Raw genomic sequence first — 1,320 nt, 5'->3', positions numbered from 1 at the left:
GTGGCGTAGTCGCCGAAGTAGTCGACGACGTCCTCCGGCCACTGGTTGGCCTCCGCCAGCACCACCGTGTCCGGGTACTGGGCGTCGATCTCCTTGCGCACCCGCTTCAGGAACGCGTGGGTCTCCGGGAGGTTCTCGCAGTTCGTCCCCTCCCGCTGGTACAGGTACGGCACCGCGTCCAGCCGGAACCCGTCGATCCCGAGGTCCAGCCAGAACTTCAGCGCGGAGATCATCTCCTCCTGGACCGCCGGGTTCTCGTAGTTGAGGTCCGGCTGGTGGGAGAAGAAGCGGTGCCAGTAGTACTGCTTGCGTACGGGGTCGTACGTCCAGTTCGAGGCCTCGGTGTCGACGAAGATGATCCGCGCGTCCTGGAACTGCTTGTCGTCGTCGGCCCACACGTAGTAGTCGCCGTAGGGGCCGTCGGGGTCCCTCCTGGACTCCTGGAACCACGGGTGCTGGTCGCTGGTGTGGTTCATGACGAAGTCGATGATCACGCGCATCCCGCGCTGGTGCGCGGAGTCGACGAACTCCACGAAGTCGGCGAGGTCGCCGAAGTCGGGCAGCACGGCGGTGTAGTCGGCGACGTCGTAACCGCCGTCACGCAGGGGCGACTTGAAGAACGGCGGCAGCCAGAGGCAGTCGACGCCGAGCCATTGGAGGTAGTCGAGTTTGGCGGTCAGGCCCTTCAGGTCGCCGATGCCGTCGCCGTTGCTGTCCTGGAAGGAGCGGACCAGGACCTCGTAGAAGACGGCTCGTTTGAACCAGTCCGGGTCCCGGTCCTTGGCGGGCGTGTCCTCGAAGGTGTCCGGGACGGGTTCGTTGACGATCATGTGGTGGCTGACCCTCCGATCCGCGGGGTGGACGGTCGCAGCACCCTGCCGTGCTCGTCGGAGGGTCCGTCGCCGGACCCCTCCCCGACGACCAGCACATGCGCCCCGCCCGGGCCAAGACGCACATAGTTGGCCCTGCCCCATTGATAGACCTCACCGGTGAGCGCGTCGCGCACCGGAACCGACTCGTGCCAGTCCAGGCCGAGTTGCGGCATGTCCAACGAGACCGTGGCCTCCTGGGTGTGGTGGGGGTCGAGGTTGGCGACCACCAGAACGGTGTTCGAGCCCTTCCGTTTCGAGTACGCGATGACCGCCTCCTGGTCGGGGTGGTGGAAGTGGACGTCGCGCAGTTGCCGCAGGGCGGGGTTCTCCCGCCGGATGGCGTTGAGCCTCGTGATGAGCGGGGCGATCGTGCGGCCCTCGCGTTCCGCGGCGTCCCAGTCGCGTGGGCGGAGCTGGTACTTCTCGCTGTCGAGGTATTCCTCGCTGC

2 protein-coding genes are annotated in these 1,320 nt (G+C 66.7%); both read right to left on the bottom strand.

Features of this window, described 5'->3' with window-relative positions; genetic code table 11:
* Positions 1-830 (bottom strand): alpha-amylase family glycosyl hydrolase (locus tag IE118_RS33780; protein WP_268248997.1); only part of this gene is annotated, 830 nt, incomplete at its 3' end.
* A partial coding sequence (locus tag IE118_RS33775) for an alpha-glucosidase C-terminal domain-containing protein (protein ID WP_189561923.1) occupies positions 827-1,320 on the bottom strand: 494 nt, incomplete at its 5' end. The genes IE118_RS33775 and IE118_RS33780, both read right to left, overlap by 4 nt.

This window comes from Streptomyces pilosus, assembly GCF_014649835.1.
GTDB lineage: Bacteria > Actinomycetota > Actinomycetes > Streptomycetales > Streptomycetaceae > Streptomyces > Streptomyces pilosus.
This window is presented reverse-complemented; position numbering and strand designations above follow the sequence as displayed.